Below are 18,748 nucleotides of genomic sequence, written 5' to 3'. Positions count from 1 at the left end.
CAAGGACGCTCCGCCCCGTCCGGCGCTGAGCGCGGAGGACATCCGCGCGCTGCCCTATTCCCAGGGCACGTTCTTCCGCCGTCCCCTGGAGGAGGCCGGCAACCGGCTGCGAAGCTCGACACTGCCGCACCAGCTGTTCCTCTTCTTCACCGATGGCGTCCCCGAGGATCTGAGGAACCCCTCCGAGGGCCCCCGGTCCCTCGGCCTCTCCGAGTCGGCCGACTTCGAGACGCTGGTCATCGGCCTGTTCGGCAGTGACGAGGTCCGCCAGACGGGCGAGCAGTTCCTCCGGCCGCTGGCACGCAACCCGGAGGATCTCGTCTTCGTCAACGCGCCTCGCGAGGTCATCAACGCCTTCACGCGCGGCTATGCCCGTGTGCTTGGCTCGCGGCCGGAGACGGGGACGCTGTCCTCCGGCGAGTCGAAGACCTTCGAGGTGGGCAAGTACGTGGTGGAGGTGTTGGTGGCCACCGCGTCCTCCTCGCCCGGGCCCGGCTACAGCGCGACACTGCAAGGCCCCCAGGGCAACGTGCCGTCCCAGGCGTCTGGCGACAACGGTTGCCCGCCGGGGGTGCGGTACGCGGGCGCGCCCAAGCTGTGCCAGCCCCCGTTCCGCTCCTACCAGGTCTTCCGGGCGCCCCACTCACCGGATGCGCCCAGCCGCTGGACGCTCTCCCTGCCGCGCGGGTCGGGCCCCATCGATTACGGGCTCATCCTCCGGTACGACCTCGAGGCCTCGCTGGCGGTGCCATCCACCACACGGGTGGGGGAGCCGGTGCAGCTCGACGCGCGGCTGCTCTTCCGGGGCAAGACCTTCGACGACGAGAGCTTCTTCCAGGCGGATGGCTTCGCGGCCGTGGCCACCCTCGAGGGCAAGGAAGTGCCCCTGCGCCATGCGGGGGGAGGGCGTTTCGTGGCGGACTGGACGCCCTCTCAGCCCTCGATGGACGGGACGCCCACGCCCGTCCAGGTGACGTTCCGCAACGCGTGGATGGAGCAGAGCGCTCGCCGGGGCGTGCAGGTGGAGGGCTTCCTCGACCTGGCCCTGGTGCCGAACCCGGCCTCTCTCGACCTCGGTGATTGGCGGGGCGAGCGGCGGGAGACGCGCCGGTGCTCCGTGGTGGACCTGTCCGGCTCGACCAACGCGGACCGGGTCCCCATCGCCTGCACCGCGCGGGGGGTCGTGGAGGGAAGCACTCTCTCCTGTACGCCCGTCGAGGGCTCGGAGGCGGACCTGGGCAATGGCCGCAAGGGTCAGCCGCTCAAGTACGAGGTCTGCTTCATCGCCGAGGGCTGCTGCGGCGAGCTGGCTCCGCCGGGGCTCGGGGTGCTCTTCGCCGCCGCGCACCCGCACTACGCGGCCGCCGCCGTGACGGTCCCAACACGCGTGAGGGTGGGGGAGACGGGCTGGCTGCGCTGCTGGTGGCCGTGGCTCGCCATGGCGGGAGGGATGCTCTTCCTCGGGTGGGTCATCGCGGGCTTCGTGCGTCCGAGCGACTTCGACCCGGCCGCCAGTGTCTACGTGGCGGGCTCGGAGCTGGGAATCAAGCGGGCCTCGGCCCTCACGCTGCGAGAGACTCCGGGCGGTACGCGGGGCTTCTACCGCAACGCGCGCATGTGCCTGAACGCGGGGGGTGACTTCGTGCGCGCGCCGCGAGCGGCGGTGCTCGTGCTCGAAGCGGGACCCGGGGGCTCCACGCGCTTCGTCACCGCCGCGGGCCTGGAGCGCAAGGTACAGCGTACCGGCAAGTGGGAGCCCGTGCCGGCCGAGGAACTGGCGCTCGGGTACACGCCCAACGTGGTGTACCGCGTGGGCAGTCTCTACCTGAAGTGGAGCTGAGGACGTATCTGTCGGAACTCATCCACCGCCATGTCCCTTCCAAGGGGGCCCTCGTACTCGAGGGATGGGTTGGCTGGTCCGCACGGTCGCGAGGCAGGAGTAGGTCCTCGTTATTCAGGAGTCGCCGGTCCCGGGGAGCCGCTCGGGGTCGCCGGGGATATCGGCTTGATTCGCCGGGCATCGGCGAGGTTGGGACGGAGGTCTACTGTCTTTCCCAGGGCGCCGAAGTGGTAGCGGAATGACAGTCCTCTTTGCTGCCAGGCCTCCTTGATTCGCTCCTTCTCGTTCACCATCACGGAGCGCCCGACCACCGCCACCGCGCAGACCACGCTTTCGCCTCCCTGGCATTGCTTGTCGAGTTGCTGCCAAACGCGTTTGAAGGCGCTCTCCAACTGGGCCTCCGCGGCTTCGTAGTCGCTGCCCTTCAGTTCGACGAACAGGAGCACTGCCTTGTCGAGCATGGCAGGGCCCCGGTAGAAGAAGAGCAGATCGCAGGCCTTCACTCCTGGCCGCCAGTCGCGGAAGGCATCCGAGTCCGTCTGAAACATCAGCACGGTCTCCTGTGTCTCGGGAGGCAGCCGTACCGTGATGCCCTCTTCCGAGAACGCGTACTCCCCGGGCCTCAAGCACTGCCACAAGAGCCGATCGAACTTCACGCATCCCCCTCGGCGGCGCGGAGGATGTCACCGTAGAGATTGGTGACCTGCTCGCTCACCCCGCTGAAGGTGGACCAGTCGATCAGCCCCGTCTTGCGGTTGAGCACCTCCCGGACGAGAACCTCTCCGTCCGGAGACTCCTCCTGTACCGCGTGGACCGCGACCTTGTCCGGGGAAATGAAGCTCGAGGCCGTACCCAGCGCGAACTTCCGCGCCAGTTCCTCCCGTCGCCCGACTGGGGTGCGCGAGGCCTCCATCAAGTTGTTCAGGTGGTCCACCACGTAGGGGCTGTGCGTGGTGAGGACGACCCGGACTCCTGCATTCACCAGTGCCGCGATGAGCTCCGTGAGTGCCATCTGGGCCTGGGGATGGGCGTTCATCTCCAACTCGTCGATGATGAGGACGTCATCTGGCTGGAAGAACCGCTCAATGTAGATGGACAGGCCCGCGACGGCCCGGCTCAGGGAGGCCGCCGCCTGGAGTGGAATCTCGGCGCTCGCCGTGCGGAACATCAGGCGCTTGCGTCCCCCCTCAGTCACGTAGGCGATCTCTCCCCCCACGGCTTTCTTCAGCAGGGCCGAGAGCTGGGCCTGCGGCACGCTCATTGTGCCCAGGGGCGCCGCGGCCTGGGCCAGCCCCAGGAATCTTCCAAAATCCGCGACGGGAATGGGGACCTCCAGGTCATCCGAGGCGGGCAGGAGCGGCCAGACGGGAAGGAGCCCATTGCGCTCCGCGGGGAACACCACCACATGCTTGATGAGCTCCCAGAGCTGGGTATGGATCAGGGCCAGGAGCTTCTGCTCGGTCCAGGCGTCATCGACGTAGCTGAAGAGGGCGCTCGACTCCTCGGGCTTGCCGCCCCCCGGAGTCCAACGGCGGTTCGTCTTCACCTGCAGGCGGTTCAGCGGACGTTCGAAGACGAGCTCCAGGGAGACGAGCGACGTCACGAATTCGTTCCGGAGCAACTCGAGGCGAGCGGATGCCTCCAGGAGTTGATCGTCCGGCAGGCCGAGCAGCAAGCAGATCGATTTCGCCTTCAGGTTGTGGATGTACCTCTGGTCGGTCTTCTCGAACAGTGATGAAACCGACAGCGAGCACTCGACCCGGGCCGGTGCCGGGTCCGTGTTCAAGGCATCGAACAAGGGTTGCAAGAGCTTCCTCATCCGTTCGAGGGTCGCCGCATCCGCCGCGTCGTGTTCATCAGGCGAGACGTCGAATCGTGCCGCGCTCAGTGTCCGGGAGAGGGACTGCAGGAGCCCATACAGCACATACGCTGTCCAGGTCTTGTTCGTGTTGTTGGGCCCGATGAGCACGGTGAGTGGGCGCACGTCGAGCTCCGCGCGCTGGATGCGCCCGAGCTTCTCGATCTTGAGTTTCACGTTGCCCTCCAAAGCGGGGGCAGGACCATAGGCGAGATTCCCGGAGCCCTCGAAGTATTCTGGCGATCGAGACCCCGCTTCGGGGTGTGACTCCGGGTGGAACCGCCTTTTCCGGGGAGCGCTGGTCCTCTCCCCCGGCTCCCCGTCCGGCGTGCTATATCCGACACGGATTCTCTACATTCGTGGAGCTGACGCGGAGGGGCGCCTTGGGGCTGCTCTCGACGGAGAAGTTCAACCCGACGCTGTTCGTGGGACTTGGCGGTAACGGTGGGAAGATCGTCCAGCTGCTCGCTGGCCGGCTGCGCCGCCACCCCAACTGGGAGCGCATCAAGTCGATGACCCACTTCGTGGCCATCGACACCAACAAGGACGACCTCGACAAGCTCAAGGACGTCCCGGTGGAGAACCGCTTCCTCATCTCCGCCTTCGACGCGCGCGCCTATATCGAGCGCAAACGCGGCCAGCGCGAGCTCCAGGAGGACAAGCTCGTCACCCAGTGGGTGCCCTCCACCTACCAGTTCCGCTCCACCCAGGGGGCCGGCGCCGGGCAGATCCGCATGGAGAGCCGCCTGCGCCTCTATTACAACCTCGAGGAGGACCGGCGCGGCATCCGCAAGGCCCTCCAGAAGCTGCTCGACGAGTCCACCCGCCGAGAGAACCCCTGGCGCGACAACGAGAACCGCGTCGTCCGCGTCATGGTGTACGGCTCGGTGGCCGGTGGTACCGGCTCGGGCGGCTTCCTGCCCATGGCCTACCTGCTGCGGCGCATGGTGCTCGACGCGGGCTGGGGTCGGCCCAGCGTCACGGGCGTGCTCACCCTGCCCACCGCCTTCCTCGACAAGGTGAAGCCCCAGCTCCACCCGGACATCCTCGCCAACGGCTACTCCGCCCTCAAGGAACTGGAGTACCTCAACCGCCAGCTCGACTACGCGGGCGGCTCGACCGAGATCGAGTTCCACTACGACCCGGGCAGCCAGGACCGCGACCGCCAGATCGTCGGCGAGCGTCCCTTCACGCTCACCTACCTCATCGATCGGCCGGACCAGCTCTCCATCGAGAAGTACGAGAACGCGGTGGCCGACGCCTGCTACCTGCAGATCTTCTCGCCGCTGCTCGGCGCGCAGGCCGGTGAGTACGACAACTACGAGAAGCACCAGAAGAAGCTCGCCCTGGGCCACTTCTCCGTGCACTACGGCTCGTTCGGCACCGCGCTGCTCCAACTGCCCCGTCGTGATCTCCTCAAGTACGCGGGCCTGCGCTACGTGGCGAGCGCCTTCCGGCAGTTCCTCTGCTTCGGCGCGGACCACCCGGACTTCCAGGTGCCCTACGGCGACCCGGCCTTCCAGCGGCTGGAGCCCAACGAGAAGAACCGCCGCATCGACGAGAAGTTCAAGGGCTACGTCGCCTTCCGCGCCGGTGAGGAGGAGCGCCGCGACGAGAAGGGCCAGTTCTACGGAATCCAGCAGCAGATCGGGAAGGGCGGGAAGAACCTCGCCGAGGCCTTCCGCGAGAAGCTGGAGGCCATCTTCGGGAAGCTGGACGAGCAGATCGACATCCCGGACGTGGAGAAGCAGTCCATCAACCCGGGCAACCCGTCGCTGAGCCGGGCCATCGCGGTGCTGCGCCGGGCCAAGGATGATTCGCGCGCCCGCGTGTGCGGCGAGTACCTGGAGGCCCAGCGCGGCGACGTGCGCACCGGCCGCTTCTTCGAGTCCTTCTTCAAGGAGTACGAGGTCAACCCCATCGCCCAGCGGCTCTTCCTCGTGCGCCTGCTGGAGCAGTCCTTCATCGTCCCCTTCAAGGATCCGGAGGAGGGTGCGTACCTCAAGGCCGACGCCGCTCCGCCCGACCTGGACAGCCCGGAGCTGCGCCAGGAGATCTCCCGGCTCGACTCGGAGATGGCGAAGCAGGCCAACCCCGGCTTCTTCCAGGGCCTCACGGACCGGGACAACAAGGCCTTCGCCACCGCGAAGCTGCGCTCCGTGGCCAAGGTGGAGCAGTGGGCCAACGAGTTCCGCGACGAGATCAAGCGCTTCTTCTGGAAGTCCTTCGAGAGCGAGCTGCGCAAGGACGCCGAGGCCCGGCAGGAGTCCTTCCGGAAGGTGGCCCAGGTGGCCGACGAACGCGCCCGTGACGCCGAGACCCAGGCCGAGCGCTTCCGCAAGGACCCGGCCGCGGTGGACCCAGGCTCGGACGTGGCCCAGTACTACCTGGACGCCGAGGTGCTCCGCGATGACCGGCGCCGCGAGCGGCTGTGGAAGGAGTTCTACAGCCACAAGCTCGACAGCGACGCCAACTTCCGCGCGGCCGACATCTTCGACACCGTCACCGAGGCCTTCACCCCGGTGCGCGATCCGAACGGCCAGCTCCGCGCTCGCGACGCCAATGAGATCGTCCAGCACGTGCGCGGCAAGCTGGAGGTTCAGGCCAACCAGGTCTACGGCAGGGTGATGGAGGAGATGGGCCTGGACCTCGCCTCGGGCCTCGACCTGGAGCAGCGCTACATCGCCCTGCACAAGGCCGGCAAGGACCTGGAGGAACTGCGCCGCAAGGGCAAGCTGGAGGAGGAGCTGCGCGCCGTGTCCGCCACCGAGGTGCGCCGCGGCATCGAGGACCGGCTCAAGCGCCTGTCCGACGAGTGCGTGCTGCTGGCCCACATCGACGCCACGCGCCGCGACGACCCCACGGTGACGCCCGCCGATGTCTTCTACGCGGGCCTGCACGACAAGTACGCCAGCGACGAGGAGGGCTCGCTGTGGAACGTCCTCCGGGGCGTGGTGTCCGGCACCAACCGCGTGGCGGGCTGGGAGGAGCGGGACTCGCTGGTGCTCTACCGCGCGCTGCTTGGCGTGCCCGTGTACTGGTTCAAGAACGTCCAGTCCGACCTGTACTCCGGCTACAAGCGCGTGCGCGACGACAAGAACCGCACCTACCCGCTGCACATCGAGGCGGTGTGGGAGTCCTCGCCGGGCCTGCCGGACCTGGACCCGGTGGAACTCAAGCGCGCCGAGGAGCGCCGCACCGCCGAGCGCGGCGCCCAGGCCACTCGCGAGGCCCGGGATGCGCGCCTGCGCGCCTTCTCCCTGTGCGCCCTGTTCGGCAGCATCTCGCGCGACGAGGAGGGCTACCACTGGAGCTTCGCCGGCACGAAGACGAAGCTGGCGGCGGACCGGGCGCGTGCCTTCGAGGCTTTCGAGGCCCTGGACCCCGTGCTCCGCGAGGACCTGGAGAAGAGCGCCCGGGACTCCTGGCTGAACGCGACGGCCGAGCGGCCCTCGCGCAACAAGCTGCTGGAGGAGGTGCAGGCCCACCAGCGCCGCCTCACCGAGGCCTACGCGCGCGCCGTCGCCGAGCAGAAGGACGCCGAGCGCCGCTTCATCCAGGACGAGCGCTCCGTGGTGGAGACGCTCGCCACCGAGCTGAGGAGCTAGCTTGGACGCCGTCTCGTATCCCACGGTCCTCCTCGGGCTGGGGCGCTTCGGCCATGAGGTCATCGGCCGGACCCTCCAGTCCCTGGAGGCCTCCTCGCCCCTGCTGGGCGTGCTGCGCTGCGAGCCCTCGGGCGTGGCCGCCGGGCTCCAGCCCCTCCTGGAGGACCTGCTGCGCGCGGGCCGAGGCTCGGGCGAGCGGAGGGATCAGCGGCTCGATGTGATCGCCTTCATCGCCGCGCTCCAGGGCGGTGACCAGGATCTGCTCATCGCCTGCGAGCAGGCCGCGCGCCTGCTGGCCGAGGGCTACGGCGCCATGTTCCCCCCGGATCGGCCGCCGGAGCAGCGCACCGCCACGTTGCACCTCGTGGTGCAGGTGCCCGCGCTGTCCAACCCCCGCGCGTCCGTGGCCCTCGCGCGGCTGGCCGCCCTGGAGAGCTGGGCCCGCGCCCGGCCCGTGTTCCCCCTGCTGGCCCGCATCTGGCTCGTGTCGCAGCAGACGGCCGCGGGCACCCTCACCTCCGAGGAGATGGTGTCCTCCTGCGCCTCCTTCGCGCTCGGCATGGTGGCCTCGGGGCTGCGCACCGAGGACGAGGTCTCCCGGCGCATGGCCCACCCCGCACGCGACGAGGGCCTCATGGGCTTCGTCTCGCTGGCCTCGGTGGAGCTGCCCGAGTCCCGCCTGCGCGCCTACGCCGCCGCCCGCGCCGCCTATGATGGCCTGGGCGTGCTCGTGGATCGCGTGCAGCAACCCGTGGCGGACCCGACCCTGGCCATGGGGGCCGTGTCCGCGCTCCAGCATGACCGCTGGCTCGCGCCCTTCGTCGAGGGTCAGGCCGCTCAGCTCTCCCGGCGCCTCGCCGCCGAGCTGTCCCGCTCCCCGGTGGACCTGCCGGCCGACATCCGCGTGGGCCCCCTCGACTCCGCCGAGGAGATCCGTGCCAACCACTTCGGGCTGTTCAGGCCGGCCTCGGTGGAGGCCGCCCCCACCACCGTGGATCAGGCCCGCACCGATGAGGTCTTCCGCGCACTCGACCGCGCCGAGACCGAGGTGGCCACCTCGGTGGAGCAGGGGGTCCAGGCGGTGTTCGACGCCTCGCTCGGGCCCACCTCGGGCCTGTCCCAGCTTCCCTCCGTGGAGCAGGGGCTGAAGCGCGTCATCGCCTGGCTCCACGACGAACAGACCCAGGAGGACGCGACCCTGCGGAAGTTGGACCCGTCGCAGCCGCCGGGCCCTCCTCCGGATCCGCACCGCGAGGAGCTGGAGCACGCCCTGCTGGCGCTGCCCTCGAAGGGGCTCGCCCTGGCGGCCGCCGCGGCGCTCGCCCTGGCCGTACTGCTGGGCGTCTCCTTCGGGACGCTGTCCCTCATGACTCCGGCCGTGAGCTCCACGGGTACGGGCCCCTCGCGCGTCCAGGTGTCGGCGCCAGTCACCCCGGTCGCCCGCGGCTTCGACTGGCGCGAGGCCCTGCCGTGGATTGTCGGGACGCTCGCCGCGCTGGGCGCCGGGGGCGGGTGGCTCTACTTCGTCGGCAACCACACCCGGAAGGAAGTCCGCCGGGTGTTGAAGCTCCGGCGCGATGCGCTGGAGTCGCTGGTGAGCCGGGGTGGGGGAGGGCGTCGTGCTCGACAGGCGGAGCTCCAGCTCGTGGTGCGCCGCAAGCGCGCCCGCCGTGGTGCCATCCTCGCCCTGGAGAACGCCGTGGCCCGTCTGGAGGCCGTGCGGCATGCCCTGCTGGAGGCGAGGGATCGCAAGCGCCAGGAGCTCCAGGCGCTCGGCGTGACACCCGCCGCCGAGGCCCGGCTGGACGACCTCGGGCCGCTGCTCGGGGCGGGTGGACTGCTCCACGGCGCGCTCGTGCCCCCGGAGGTCATCAGCCGGTGGAGTGCCGCCCGCCGGGAGATCTCCGAGGACCGCGTCTGGGCCGATCGCCTCCTCGAAGGCGCATGGCCGGCGGGTGGGCTGCTCGAGGACGTACCGTGTGGTGACGCCGAGCGCGTCGCCGAGCTGAGCCGCCGTCAGGTCCAGCCCATGGCCGAGCGCAGCGTGCTGGACGACCCCGAGGGCGGCCTGCCCGCGGCGGACGTGCTGCGCGACTTCGGCGCCCGGATGGGCACGATGCTCGCGCCGCCGTGCCAGCCGCTCAACGCCCATGGAGACCCAGTGCTCGGCCTGCGTCCCGGCGAGGGCTTCGTCATCGCTCCGTCGACGGCGCGCGAGACGCTCGATGCCGGGCTTCGGGACGTGCCCACCCGCCTGCCCGTGCTCTGGGCACCCTCGAAGGCCGCGCGCGTCATCTTCCTCCGCACCTGGGAGGGCTTCTCCGTGGAAGAAATCTCTCGCGGGGCTCGCTCCATCCCGCAGACGGCCGCGACGGCCCCGCGAGGTGCGCGATGAACGTGCAGCTCCCGCATCTGTCCTCGTTGCTGCCGCTCGTCCGTGCGTTGGTGTGGATGCTCGTGCTCGTCACCCCCCTGTGGGCCTGGGCACTGGCCGCGGTGGTGGTGGGCCCCGGCCCCAACTCCCGCTGGCGCCGGGCCGCCCTCCCCGTGGGCAAGGCCGTCCTCGTCACCCTCGCGCTGGTGCTCGTCACCCGGCTGATCGAGGCCGCCAGTGACTCCATGCAGGGCGGACCGCTCGGGTGGCTCGCCGCGCTCACGGCGCTGCCTCAGGTCGCGGTTCCGGGTAGCGCTCCGGTGACGGTGCAGCTGACGTGGTACCCCGTGGACGCCGTCCTGCTGCTGGCCCTGCCCCATGCCGCCGCCTTCCTCCTCGCGACGGAGGTGTTCGCGGTCCTGGAGTCCAAGCACAAGTTCGGCACGCCCTTCCGCGTCCCGCTCGCGGACCCGCTGGCGCTCCTCCTGGTGGGGGTGCCGGTGCTGTCCCTCTACGCGGTGGACGCGGCGTGGCGGCAGGCTCAGCCCCGCGCGCTGCTCGACCTGGCCGCCGTGCTGCCCATGCTGAGCATGGCGCTCGCGGTGTGGACGCGCGCCGAGCGCCTCCCGCCTCCGCCCGTGAAGCAGGAGGCACCGCCGCCGCAGGTGCCCGCCCCCGTGCGCACGGACGTTCCCGCGCTCTGGCGGAAGCTGGGCGCCCTCGATGCCAACGCGCGCCCGCTGCTCGCGACGCAGGGCACGGGCAATGCGGAGCCGGCCCCCGCCTGGAGCGCCGCCGCCTGGAGGGACTCCGGGGCCACCGGGGCTCCCCCTCGGGCGCTGGAGGAGATCGCCAACGCCTGGGGCTCGCCCCAGCAGGGCTGGCTCGTGGGAGACCTGCCCGACCCGACGGAGGGCCACTTCCTCACCGCCAGCGTGTTGCTCGCGCTCCAGCGCGAGGGCCTGCCGTGCCTCGTCATCTGCGACGAGCCGGAGGCGCTGCGCGACGCCGTGCTGGAGGCCATCTCCCGTGGGGGCTCGTGGCCCTCGGGTCCGCTGCTGGCCGGCGAGGCGGCGCTTCGCGAGGCCTTCGCGGGCAACCGGATGCCGGCCGCCGTCTTCCTGGACGTGGCGCAGCTCTCCTCCGGGGGCATCCGCGCGCTCGCCGAGACGCGTGGGGGTTGTGGCCGGCTGTGGGCCCGCTCCGTGGGGCTGGTGGTGCTGTCGCGCGTGGACCGGGGCATTCCGCTCGCCTCCACGCACCGCATGTTCACCCTGCGGCGGCTGGAGCTGGCGCTGTCGGCGGCCGGGGCCCGGTGGAACGTGCTGGCCACGGGCGTGGGCGGCGCGGGCACGCGAGGGCTGGTGGAGCAGATGTTCCCGGGCATTTCCGTCCGGGAGGTGCCCTTCACCCCGCGCGCCGCGGCGCCCGTGCGCGTCTGGCGCGTGGCCGAGGGCTTCCGCGCCCAGCCCGGCACACCCTGGGTGCGCCGGGCCCTGGAGCCGGTGGTGGGGGCGAAGCTGCCCGCCGCCGTGGGAGACCCGAGCGGCGCCTTCGATCTCAAGGCCGTGGACATCTGGGGCGGCGAGCTGCGCTTCGTCCGCGACGTGTCCCTCTTCGGCGTGGCCTCGGTGGGCACGCTGGACGAGGCATGGCTGGTGGCCGCGTACCGGGCGCTCCCGCACCGGGTGCCACTGGCGGACGGGCAGACCCATGACGCGCTGTGGGGCCTCTCCGAGAACCCGGTGACGCGCTTCCTCACCCGCGACGGCAACCTGGATGGGCTGTCCCGCCACGGCATGTTGATGCCGCCACGCCCCCTCGTGGGCTACCACAACGGCGCGCTGGCCTCGGCGCACCTCAAGGCCGCCATGCAGGAGGGCACCCAGGACGTGGAGTCCCTGGCCGCCGTCTTCGGGCGCTCGCGCGTGGAGCAGGTGCTGGGGCCGAGGTTCCGCCCCGAGCGGCACGTGGTGCGCCTCGCGCAGGGCCGCGAGCCCGTGCGCAGCCCCGTCGTCCCGCCCTCGGTGGCCGAGGTCGTCAACCCGCTGCGGCGCACCGTCAGCGAGCAGGTGGTGCGCATCCTCGACGTGCACAGCGGCCAGCTCCTCACCGAGGTGGACCGGCTGCTCGTGGAGACGCGTTACTACCCGGGCCGCGTGCTCGCCGTGGGGGACACGCGCTACGAGGTGCCCCTGCACTCGCTGGACACCAAGCGCAACGAGCTGCGCATCAAGCCGGTGCCCAACGACAGGCCCCTCACCCGGCCGCAGCTGCGCATCCAGTTCGAGTCCGCCTCCGTGGTGGAGTCTCCGCAGACGGTGCGCACGGGGCGGTGCGTGTACTCGGTGTGCACCCTGGACGCGACGGTGGTGGAGACCGTCACCGGCTACTCCCAGGTGGGGCGCCAGGGCCGGGTGGACGTGGGCGCGGTGAGCTGCCGCTACCGCACTCGCGTGCGGGGCGTCTTCTTCCCCGCCGCCACCACGCCCAACGTGCTCTTCCACCTGGCGCGCTCGGCGGACGGGGTGCTGGTGGCGCACCTGCTCTCCAGCGACGAGGACATGGACGTGGTGCCGGTGGGGCCGGGCATGTTCCCGGACGCCCCGGCGGGCATCGTCGTGGTGGACCGGCACCTCCAGGGCATGGGCGTGGCCGAGGCGTTGGACCTGTCGCTCATCGACGACACGTTCAAGTGGGTGCGGGCCATCCTGGCCAACTGCCGCTGCCCGAACGGATGCCCTGAGTGCACGCCCCAGGACGTGCTCGGGTTCGGCCCGGACAAGTCCGGGGTGCTCGGGCTGTTGGGGTAGGCGGATGCAATCGCCAGGACGGGTGAGCGTATGAGTGGTGACATGAACCTCCTCCAGCCAGGGACGCAGCTGGATGGCCGTTACGAGGTGGTCCGGCTGATCGGCCAGGGCGGCATGGCCGCCGTGTACGAGGTGCGCCATCTGGGGCTGCACAGCACGCACGCCCTGAAGGTGCTCAACGCGGACCTCTCCCGGAACGACGACATCCGCGGACGCTTCCTCGCCGAGGGGCGCATCCAGGCGCGCCTGCGCCACCCCAACATCGTGCAGGTGACGGAGATCGTCACCACCCCGGTGGCGGGCCTCGTCATGGACTACATCGAGGGCCCCACGCTCGGGGAGCTCTGCCGGGACAAGGGGCTGGAGCCCCAGGTGCTCCTGGACGTCTTCCTCCCGGTGCTGGACGCCATCGAGGAGGCCCACCGGCACAACGTGGTGCACCGGGATCTCAAGCCGGACAACATCATCGTCGGCCGGGACAACCGGGGTCGCTTCCAGCCCAAGGTGACGGACTTCGGCATCGCCAAGGTGCTGGTGGGGGAGAGCACGGATGGCAAGGCGCGCACCCAGGCGGGTGCTCGCATGGGCACGCTGCTGTACATGAGCCCGGAGCAGGTCCGCGGGGCTGGCGAGGTGGACGGGCGCACGGACATCTTCGCGCTGGGCGCCATCCTCTATGAGGTCGCCACCGGGAAGGTCGCCTTCCACGCATCGAGCGACTACGACACGATGAAGCGCATCGTGGAGGGCACCTACGAGCCCCCCGAGCGCGTCATCGGCGCCCTGCCGCCCGTCATCGCCGGCTGCATCCGCAAGGCCCTGGCGGTGGACCCGGCCGAGCGCTTCCAGGACTGCGCCGCCTTCCGCGAGGCCCTGGAGCAGGCGTTCGACGCGAACCCCGCGGTGCCTCCGAGGCCGTCCCGCTCCTACGCGGTGACCCAGGTGGGGCACGTCGCGCCCCCGTCCGAGCCCGTTCCCGAGTCCGCCTTCGCCTCCACGTACGTCGCACCGGCCGGCGGCCCGCCCTCGAAGAACACCGCGCGCCTGGTGACCGGGGAACTCCCCGCGCAGCAGGGGCCTCCGGCCGTCGTGGCGCCTCCGGTGCCCACGCCGCCCTCCACGGCCCTGGCGAAACCGGGTTCTCCCGCGCTTCCGGTGGCGGCTGCCCCTCGGAGCATGGGCCCTCCACGTCAGGAGCCGCGTCCGGAAAACCTCGTGCCCGGGGCCCCCGCCTCGCCAGCGCTGGCCGTGTTCTTGAGCCTCTTATGCCTGTCCGGGTTCGGGCAGCTCTATAACGGTCAGGTGCTCAAGGGCCTGACCATCCTGGCCCTGTCCACCGTGATGGTGACAGCCGTCCCCGGGGGGGCGTGCCTTTGGCTCATGGGGCTCGCGGTGTTCGCCGCCGACGCGTACAAGATCGCCGCCAAGCGGCAGCGCGGGCTGCGCGTGGGTGCCTGGGAGTTCTTCTAGCTGGAGTAGAGTCGCCGCATGTTGAGCCCCGGGGACGTCGTCGAGCGCTATGAGGTGGAGCGCGAGCTGGGTGGCGGAGGCATGGCGCGCGTCTACAAGGTGCGCCATGTGGCCCTCGGCAGCGTCCATGCGCTCAAGGTGCTGGAGTCCGAGCTGGTGGTGAACCCGGAGATCCGGGCCCGCTTCCTGGACGAGGGCCGCATCCAGGCGCGCCTCAAGCACCCGCACATCCTCGGCATCACCGACGTGGTCGCGGCCCCGGGCGTCGCCGGCCTGGTGATGGACTACCTGGAGGGCGAGTCGCTCGACAAGTACCTGGGGCGGCTCCAGCGGCCTCCTGCTCCGGACGAAGTGAGGAACATCTTCCTCCAGGCGTTGGAGGGCGTGGGTTTCGCCCACGAGCAGGGCGTCATCCACCGAGACCTCAAGCCCTCCAACATCTTCCTGGAGCAGGTGCGCGGCCGGCGCGTGGTGCGCATCCTCGACTTCGGCATCGCCAAGGTGTCCGAGCCCGGGGGCAACCGGCCCACGACGCGCACGGGCATGCGCATGGGCACCCCGCAGTACATGAGCCCGGAGCAGATCCGCGGGGCCGGGGACGTCACCATCCGCTCGGACATCTTCTCGCTCGGGGTGACGCTCTACGAGCTGGCCACCGGGCACGTGTGCTTCCAGGGCGAGAGCGACTTCAACATCATGGAGAAGGTCGTCCGGGCCGAGTACGTGCCGGTGGAGGTAGCGCACCCGGGCATCGAGCCCCGGCTCGCCGCGGTCATCCGCCGGGCGATGGACCTGGAGCCGGAGCGCCGCTTCGCCTCGTGCCAGGAGCTCGCCGCCGCGCTGGTGACGGAGGCCCCGGTCGAGCAGGTGGAACGGGTCGCGCCGCCAGTCCAGGAGGCCGCTCCCGCGCGTCGGGTGGTGACGCCCGCGCAGGTTCCCGTGCCTCCGGGTGCCTCGCTCTTCCAGGCGACGAAGAGCCCCCCGGTGCCCAAACCGCCCGAGCCCGAGCCCGTGCGGGTCTCCTCCGCCCTGGTCGAGGCGATGCGACGGGCCCCGCGCACCTCCACGGGCATTGGCACCAGTCTCCCGAAGCCCGAGCCCGTCCCCGTGCGGACACCCGCCGCGCCCGTTGCGACGGTCCGTCAGGCTCCGGCGGCGCCTCCTCCCGTCCAGCGGCCCGAGCCCGCCCCCGTGCGGACACCCGTCGCCCCTGTCGCGGCGGTCCCGCCGACTCCGGCCGCTCCCATCGCCAGGCAGCCGGAGCCGGAGCCCGTCAAGGCGCCCATCGCTCGCCCCGTGGTGGTGCGCGAGCCGCCGGCCCCGGTCACCCTGGCCGAGCCCCCACCCGCCGCTCCCATCGAGAAGAGCGCGCCCGCTCCGGTGCGTGCGCGCTCCGTGCCGGCGAAGCCCGCGCCGCCGCAGCAGGCCCAGGCGGTTGCCCAGCCTCGCCCGGCACGCAAGATCTGGCAGTTGTTGATCCTGCTCCTGGTGCTCGGGGGGCTGGCGGCCCTGTTCGGCCCAGCGCTCCTGGGAATGGGGAAGGGTGGAGCGACGCCTCCGAGCCCGACGCAGCCCGCGCCGAAGGAGCCGGGGAGCAAGCAGAAGGTGGGCAAGGAGCCGGTGGGGAAGACCCGGTGACGGGGAGCGGGGCGGCCTGGTGATCAGGCCTCGGCGGCCCGTCCCCGCTCCTCCTCGCCATGCCCAAGCAGCCTCGGGGACACGACCCCGCCGTCCGGAGCGTCCTCCTGGGCGCGGTCCTTCCTCTTCTTGGGAAGGCACCGACCGCTCTCCAGGCACGCCAGCAGATCGACCAGGATGTCTCCCCTGAAGGAGGAGCCGACGGCATGGAGCGCGTCCTCGGACAGGCTGCTCTTGCTGGACAGCTCCTTGAGGAGCCGTTGAGCGACCTGGCTCCGGGCGCTCGGCACCTCTTCCGTGCTCGTGCGCAAGGCCTCCTGGTGGAGCGCCCGCATGTCGATGGCCCCGCGAATGCCCACCCGCCGCGCATGGATGATGTCCTCCCTCAGGTAGGCGATGAGGATGGCCTGATCCATCCAGTCGATGATGCGAGAGAGGGGATAGAGGGTGCGCAGGGACAGCCAACTGGGTTCCACCCGGGCCATGTGCTGCACATCGAAGATGCCCACCTCCTCGAGCCGCTCGGCGACCTGTTCGGTGATGCCGTCCACGTACTGGAGCTTCAGGGGGCTCGTGCCTGGAGCCTCCGGAGCGAGCGCCTGCTTCAGCCGCCGGCCCAGCATGTCCATCCCCAGGTAGGGGAACAGGCCGATGCCGAAGTACAGGAGGCCGGACGACACGTTCTCGCCCGGGGCGAGGAAACCCTGGGAGCCCATCGTGTACCCCAGCGACATGAAGATGAAGACCCGGAGGGTGGCGGACATGAGGAACTCCGAGGAGACAGCCGCCGTCCGGATGCGAAAGATGGCGAGCCCCAACGTGTAGGCGTAGATGCCGGATCCTGTCAGCGCCAGCCCATGCAGCCCCTGGCTGGACATGAAGGAGAGCTCCTCCGTCGTGGTCAGCAGGATGGCCATGCAGACGAAGGGCACGGCGAGCAGCAGCGAGCCGAGGAGGTAGAGGTAGTTCCGGGTCTGGTTCTCCTGCTCGAGCAGCTCGTCACTCGCCGCCTTGTTGAAGATGGGGGGCAGTTTGCCGTCGGTCCGCCGCTCCACGTACAGCGACAGGAACTCCTGGTACTGCTCCACCTCCTTGCGGCGCACATCGACGGTACGTCTGGCACCCAGGAGCCGGTGGCCCACCAGGACGAGGCTCGGGCCCAGTGCGAGCACAACGCCCAGCGCCAGCGCGCCTTCCTGCCTGTCAGGCAAGGCACGGGCCAGGGTCCAGAGCACCAGCACCACCAGCGCGCTCATCAGCGTCAACAATGACCCGCTCCGCAGTCCACTGGCCAGGCGCGCCCAGCCCGACTGCCCTCGCATCTGTACCCCTAAGCCCTTGGGAGCCGCCTCATCGTGCACGTGTCCTCCTCTCCTGATCGCTCATCCTGGGTAGAAGGGAGACTCCCGGGCTGTGAGCCCGCTCCTAGTCAGCTCGGCAGGTTGCCGACAAACCCAGGGCAGGGGCATGACAGGGGCGAGGCAGATCGTATTCGGCTTGAGGGAGAAGCCACCGCGTTCTGTGGCATCGGCAACTCAAGGTGCAACACCAGCGCCCATGTCCGCTACCAGAAGTGCCTGAAGACAGGGACGTGGTACTGATGCTCCGCCGCGATGCGTTTCCAGGGGCCCTTCCGGGCCAAAGGAACGTCCATGATCGTGCGCTACGTCGAGTTCATTACCTGGGCGGAGTAGTGGCGCAGGAGTGGCATCATGCCCGCATGAGCGACCAAACCAGCCCGCCCGGATCCATCACTACCATCTACACCCTGGTGCGTGGCGAGGATTGGCGGGCGGCCGAAGCTGTGGGCGAGTACCGCGGCAGCGCCGACGACATGCGTGACGGCTTCCTGCATTTCTCCACCGCCGCGCAAGTGCGCGCAAGTGCCGCCAGGCACCGCGCCGGCGAGCTGGACCTATTCCTGGTCGAGGTAGACGTTGCCGCGCTCGGAGACGCCCTGCGCTGGGAACCGGCTGCCAGCGGCTCCCGCCCCGGCCTCTTCCCTCACCTCTACGGCCCGCTCCCCCTTGGGGCCGTGCGTGGCGCCACGCAGCTGCGGTTGAACCCGGACGGGACGCACGCCTTCCCTATCTGGATCGCCTGAGACCCCCACACCCGCCGGGAAGGTGTCAAAGGATTCGAATGGCCCCTGGGACCGCGAGAAGGATGTCATCAGACGACTTGTCCTGGCGGCACCCGTCAGCGGCCCTCCTGCGCCCCTCTGGACCAGCACACTCCCTCCACAGGCCTTCCATCCTTACTTATGCGCCCGGAAGCGGGACGGAGTGAGGGGCCGGAAGGACGCCCGCTGCTCACGTCGGAGGATTGGTTCCCCAGCGAAACCATTCTAGGATCGGTATCAGGTAGTGCCGATCCAGGAGCCAATAACATGGGGATTCCATCCACTCCATCAACCCATCGCGTTTTGGCGGGCGAGACCTTGTCGAAGATCGCGCAACGGTACAAGACCACGGTCGACGCATTCGTAAAAGCCAATCACATCCCGAACCCCGATCTCATCCAGGTTGGCCAGATATTGAAGATTCCGGTAACTGTCACATCCCAGAAAGCAAAGCCAGCGGGAACTCCCCCCACCGCCGTTCAGACGGTCCCTTTCAAACTTCAGACGCTGCCCTTCCTCCAGCAGACGAGTACCGTCACCGAGGAGGTCTTCAAGATCGAGGGCCAGGACTATGTCTTCACGACCTCGAACAACCAGACCTCGATCGCCCTACGTCCTGACTCTTCGGCCTTCCGTTTTGGCCAGCAGCCCAAGCAGGTCTGGTTCGTCACCAGGGACAATGGTTTCCCATTGTTCGCGCTACGCCCCAACAAGCTGGATAGCATGTTGCTCGACCCGGCGGTGCTAGGCAACCCGTTCAGTTCGGTGAAGGAGGGCGCTCCCTTTCGGGTCTTCACAGCCAAGCAGATGTACTCCTACGAAAAAGGCTTCCAGTGGTTCGAGCCGCTCGCGGATCACTATCGAGAACTCATCTGGGTCCATCCCGGAACTGAAACAAAAAGTTCGCCAGCCTACCAAGCGTACAAACACTTCACCTGGAAGAACATCGTCGACTTCTCCAACGTCGACAGATGGTCCATCAGTTACGGCAGGAAGAACGAGGGAGACTGGAAGCACAACAAGAA

Annotated in this window: 11 protein-coding genes; 8 read left to right on the top strand and 3 right to left on the bottom strand. The window is 69.7% G+C overall.

Annotation, left to right across the window (positions count from 1 at the left end):
• Nucleotides 1-1,840, top strand: a 1,840-nt coding sequence (locus VF794_RS41245) for a hypothetical protein (RefSeq protein WP_331119479.1), incomplete at its 5' end; no start/stop codon positions are given.
• Between the two features lie 110 nt (nt 1,841-1,950).
• Here VF794_RS41245 and VF794_RS41240 read toward each other — a convergent pair.
• On the bottom strand, nt 1,951-2,388 hold the full coding sequence (locus VF794_RS41240) for a hypothetical protein (RefSeq protein ID WP_331119477.1): 438 nt from the start codon (nt 2,386-2,388) through the stop codon (nt 1,951-1,953).
• Between the two features lie 104 nt (nt 2,389-2,492).
• Entirely contained in the window at nt 2,493-3,875 is a 1,383-nt protein-coding gene (locus VF794_RS41235; protein WP_331119476.1) for an AAA family ATPase, read from the bottom strand.
• 206 nt (nt 3,876-4,081) lie between these two features.
• Between VF794_RS41235 and VF794_RS41230 the strand changes: the two genes are divergently transcribed.
• Genes VF794_RS41230 through VF794_RS41210 form a run of 5 tightly spaced genes read left to right on the top strand, consistent with a single transcriptional unit; the run spans nt 4,082 to nt 15,601 of the window.
• On the top strand, nt 4,082-7,306 hold the full coding sequence (locus VF794_RS41230; protein ID WP_331119474.1) for a tubulin-like doman-containing protein: 3,225 nt from the start codon (nt 4,082-4,084) through the stop codon (nt 7,304-7,306).
• Nucleotide 7,307: 1 nt separating this feature from the next.
• Complete coding sequence (locus tag VF794_RS41225; protein WP_331119472.1) at nt 7,308-9,701, top strand: hypothetical protein; 2,394 nt, start codon at nt 7,308-7,310, stop codon at nt 9,699-9,701.
• Nucleotides 9,698-12,493 (top strand): DUF1998 domain-containing protein, encoded by a 2,796-nt coding sequence (locus VF794_RS41220; RefSeq protein ID WP_331119470.1) that lies wholly within the window; start codon nt 9,698-9,700, stop codon nt 12,491-12,493. The genes VF794_RS41225 and VF794_RS41220 overlap by 4 nt, the downstream gene beginning before the upstream one ends.
• Before the next feature lie 42 nt (nt 12,494-12,535).
• Nucleotides 12,536-13,963: a serine/threonine protein kinase gene (locus VF794_RS41215; protein WP_331119468.1), complete on the top strand. Its 1,428-nt coding sequence runs from the start codon at nt 12,536-12,538 to the stop codon at nt 13,961-13,963.
• Between the two features lie 18 nt (nt 13,964-13,981).
• Nucleotides 13,982-15,601 carry a protein kinase domain-containing protein gene (locus tag VF794_RS41210; RefSeq protein WP_331119466.1) on the top strand — a complete coding sequence of 540 codons (1,620 nt, stop codon included), beginning with the start codon at nt 13,982-13,984 and terminating at the stop codon, nt 15,599-15,601.
• A gap of 23 nt (nt 15,602-15,624) precedes the next feature.
• Here the strand turns inward: VF794_RS41210 and VF794_RS41205 are convergent, their stop codons facing one another.
• On the bottom strand, nt 15,625-16,923 hold the full coding sequence (locus VF794_RS41205; RefSeq protein WP_331119464.1) for a hypothetical protein: 1,299 nt from the start codon (nt 16,921-16,923) through the stop codon (nt 15,625-15,627).
• Between the two features lie 398 nt (nt 16,924-17,321).
• On the opposite strand from VF794_RS41205, the gene VF794_RS41200 reads away from it, so the two are divergent.
• Nucleotides 17,322-17,705, top strand: a complete 384-nt coding sequence (locus VF794_RS41200) for a DUF952 domain-containing protein (RefSeq protein ID WP_331119462.1) — start codon at nt 17,322-17,324, stop codon at nt 17,703-17,705.
• A 285-nt stretch (nt 17,706-17,990) separates the two neighbouring features.
• Nucleotides 17,991-18,748: LysM peptidoglycan-binding domain-containing protein (locus tag VF794_RS41195; RefSeq protein WP_331119460.1), on the top strand; the 758-nt coding region annotated here is incomplete at its 3' end.

It is taken from the genome of Archangium sp., assembly GCF_036389735.1.
Lineage (GTDB): Bacteria > Myxococcota > Myxococcia > Myxococcales > Myxococcaceae > Archangium.
Note: the sequence above shows the minus strand (reverse complement) of the source record. Positions and strands in the feature narration are given on the sequence as shown.

What these genes read in the sequence shown, in the direction of transcription:
- VF794_RS41220 (WP_331119470.1), top strand. Translation starts at nt 9,698, where the DNA reads ATGAACGTGCAGCTCCCGCATCTGTCCTCGTTGCTGCCGCTCGTCCGT.
- VF794_RS41240 (WP_331119477.1), bottom strand. Translation starts at nt 2,388, where the DNA reads ATGTTTCAGACGGACTCGGATGCCTTCCGCGACTGGCGGCCAGGAGTG.
- VF794_RS41215 (WP_331119468.1), top strand. Translation starts at nt 12,536, where the DNA reads ATGAACCTCCTCCAGCCAGGGACGCAGCTGGATGGCCGTTACGAGGTG.
- VF794_RS41205 (WP_331119464.1), bottom strand. Translation starts at nt 16,923, where the DNA reads ATGCGAGGGCAGTCGGGCTGGGCGCGCCTGGCCAGTGGACTGCGGAGC.
- VF794_RS41210 (WP_331119466.1), top strand. Translation starts at nt 13,982, where the DNA reads ATGTTGAGCCCCGGGGACGTCGTCGAGCGCTATGAGGTGGAGCGCGAG.
- VF794_RS41200 (WP_331119462.1), top strand. Translation starts at nt 17,322, where the DNA reads ATGAGCGACCAAACCAGCCCGCCCGGATCCATCACTACCATCTACACC.